Raw genomic sequence first — 3,121 nt, 5'->3', positions numbered from 1 at the left:
AAGAGTGTTTTAATACACCATTAAAATACAAAAAAGGGAGCAGAAAACATAGTTTCTAACTCCCTTTTTTAAACAATTTTATGGGTGGACTTTTTCAGTGCCCTCATGAAAATCGGGACTTTTTTTGTTATAAGTAACTATTTTTTTAAGCTAAGGCGTTTTGCTTAACCACCATTTTAACTTTTTCGATTACGTAATCTAATTCTTCTTTTGTAGTGTATTTGCTAAAAGAAAAACGAACTGATGGACGATTTGGATCGGCATTAATTCCGTTTAAAACATGCGAACCAATGTTAGAGCCTGATGAACAAGCGCTACCACCAGATGCACAGATGCCATTAATATCTAAATTAAACAATAACATATCTCCCATGTCCATTTCTGGGAAAGACACGTTTAACACAGTATAAAGGCTCTTATCAGCATCGGTTTCACCGTTAAAACCAATACCCGGAACTTCTGCAATTAACTGTTCTTTTAAATAATCTTTTAAACCCTGAATGTAAGTTTGATGTTGCTCCATTTCGGCATAAGCAATTTCTAAAGCCTTTGCCAAACCAACAATGCCATAAACATTTTCGGTGCCACCACGCATGTTACGCTCTTGTGCGCCACCATAAATCATCGGTGGAATTTTAACATTACTGTTTACATATAAAAAACCAACACCTTTTGGTCCGTGTAATTTATGTGCTGCGCAAACAATAAAATGTGCTTTCAACTCGCGAACGTTGTGACGATAATGCCCCATGGTTTGAACGGTATCTGCATGATAAATCGCATTGTATTTCTCGCAGATATCGCCAACTTTAATCATATCGGTAAGCGTTCCTAATTCGTTATTAGCATGCATTAACGATACAAAAGTACGCTCGTTATTTTGAAGGAGCTCTTCTAAATGAGCGTAATCTACGTTACCTTTTCCATCAATATTAACAAAGCTTAATTTATCGATTTCGCCATTTTTAAGCATTGTATTTAAAGTATGTTCAACGGCGTGGTGCTCGATTTTAGAAGTAATGGCATGTTTAATTCCGTAAGCAGCAATACCACAACGAATTGCGGTATTATCGGCCTCAGTACCTCCTGAAGTAAAAAACACTTCAGATGGAGACGCATTTAACAAGCCTGAAACAGTTTTACGGGCTTTCTCTACCAAAGTTCTAACCTCACGACCAAGCGCATGAATGGCAGATGGATTACCGAAATAGTTCTCCATCACGTTAGTCATTTCTGCAATTACTTCCTTATCCAATGGCGTGGTAGCCGCGTTATCTAAATAAACCTTTTTCATATGTATAAAATTATTTTCAATGGTCATGAAGCTATCATGATTTTATTCATTGGTGTTTGTGGTTGGCAAAATCATGATGGTTTCATATTATATTATTGCACCATCAAAGGTGATTTCATTCATTAAACCAGTAACATCCTTAAATTAAAGGTGAAGTATTTCTTTTATATCAGATATAATTTTGTTGGCCAAATTCTCTGCAATGGTTTCGTTTTCGGCCTCACTGTAAATACGGATAATTGGCTCTGTGTTAGAGCGACGTAAATGCACCCATGTTTTATCGAATTCGATTTTTAGACCATCAATTGTACTATAAGGCTGGTTTTTATATTTTTCTTCAACCTGCTTCAACAATTTATCGATATCCATTTCTGGCGTTAACGTAATCTTGTTTTTAGAGATATAATATTGAGGGTAGCTACTTCTTAAAACAGAAATTGATTTACCAAACTTGGCAAGATGCGTTAAAAACAAAGCAATTCCAACCAAAGCATCTCTACCGTAGTGCGATGCAGGATAGATAATTCCACCATTTCCTTCGCCACCGATAATAGCATTCGTTTCCTTCATTTTATTAACCACATTCACCTCTCCCACGGCCGACGCATTGTATTCTGAACCAGCTTTTTCAGTAACATCGCGTAAAGCACGGGTAGATGAAAGATTAGAAACCGTGTTTCCTGGCGTATTTTTCAATACATAATCAGCAACGGCAACCAAAGTATATTCTTCGCCAAACATGCTACCATCTTCGTTTACGAAACACAAACGATCAACATCTGGGTCTACAACAATACCTAAATCTGCATTTTGCTTTTGCACTTCTTTAGATATTTCCGTTAAATTCTCTGGAAGTGGTTCAGGGTTGTGTGGGAAGTGACCATTTGGTTCACAATACAACTCAATAACTCTGGTTACACCTAAAGCCTTTAAAAGCGCCGGAATAAAAATCCCACCAGTTGAGTTTACGCAATCAATAACAACTTTAAAGTCAGCCTTTTTAATTGCTTCAACATCAACCAAAGGCAATGCTAAAACTTTATCGATATGTTTTTGCAGGTAAGTATCGTTTTTAATTACTTTACCCAATTTATCCACATCAGCAAATTCGAAAGTAGCACTTTCAGCTAAATCTAAAACCTCTTTACCATCTAAATCGCTAATAAATTCGCCATCTGCGTTTAGCAATTTTAAAGCATTCCACTGTTTTGGATTATGGCTTGCCGTTAAAATAATACCACCTCCGGCACTTTCATCCGGAACAGCAACTTCAACGGTTGGTGTGGTCGATAAACCTAAATCTATAACCTCAATACCCAAACCTTGCAAAGTTCCAATAACTAAATTATTAACCATTTCGCCCGAAATACGAGCGTCGCGACCTAAAACTATTCTTTTGTTACCTGTTTTTTGAACAACCCAGCTACCAAAAGCAGCTGTAAATTTTACTATATCTATCGGAGTTAAGCCATTTCCAGCTTGTCCACCAATAGTTCCTCTTATTCCCGAAATCGATTTTATTAAAGTCACTTATCGTAATTTATATTGACTTCAAAAATAAGAAAAAAAACAAGATTGCTTGCAGTTAAGAGCGATTTAGAAACTTAATTTACATTGTTTTTATATCTATTTATACGATATACTTAGTAGAAATATCTTATCAATCGTTTGATATAAATAATTTGAAGAAAGCAAATTACACTGTATTTTCGGCTACATCAGCCCCAATGTCATTAAGTTAAGGATTTTTATATTGCATCTTTTTGATTTTTAGTTACTTTAGGTTTCACTCTGGCTCTGAACTTATCCTTATTCCTTTGATTTGTT

2 protein-coding genes are annotated in these 3,121 nt (G+C 35.8%); both read right to left on the bottom strand.

Annotated elements, in window-relative coordinates; all coding sequences use genetic code 11:
• Nucleotides 1-145: 145 nt before the first annotated feature.
• The gene (locus tag ACFOUY_RS09090) at nt 146-1,294 is read right to left on the bottom strand and encodes a cysteine desulfurase family protein (RefSeq protein ID WP_378960191.1); all 1,149 of its coding nucleotides are present in this window, start codon (nt 1,292-1,294) and stop codon (nt 146-148) included.
• A 144-nt stretch (nt 1,295-1,438) separates the two neighbouring features.
• The gene (gene glmM / locus ACFOUY_RS09085) at nt 1,439-2,824 is read right to left on the bottom strand and encodes a phosphoglucosamine mutase (RefSeq protein WP_378960190.1); all 1,386 of its coding nucleotides are present in this window, start codon (nt 2,822-2,824) and stop codon (nt 1,439-1,441) included.
• Between the last annotated feature and the right edge of the window lie 297 nt (nt 2,825-3,121).

Origin of the sequence: Pedobacter jamesrossensis (assembly GCF_042650905.1) — a bacterium.
Lineage (GTDB): Bacteria > Bacteroidota > Bacteroidia > Sphingobacteriales > Sphingobacteriaceae > Pedobacter > Pedobacter jamesrossensis.
This window is presented reverse-complemented; position numbering and strand designations above follow the sequence as displayed.

Coding starts and splice junctions, on each gene's coding strand:
- ACFOUY_RS09090 (WP_378960191.1), bottom strand. CDS start 1,294: ATGAAAAAGGTTTATTTAGATAACGCGGCTACCACGCCATTGGATAAG.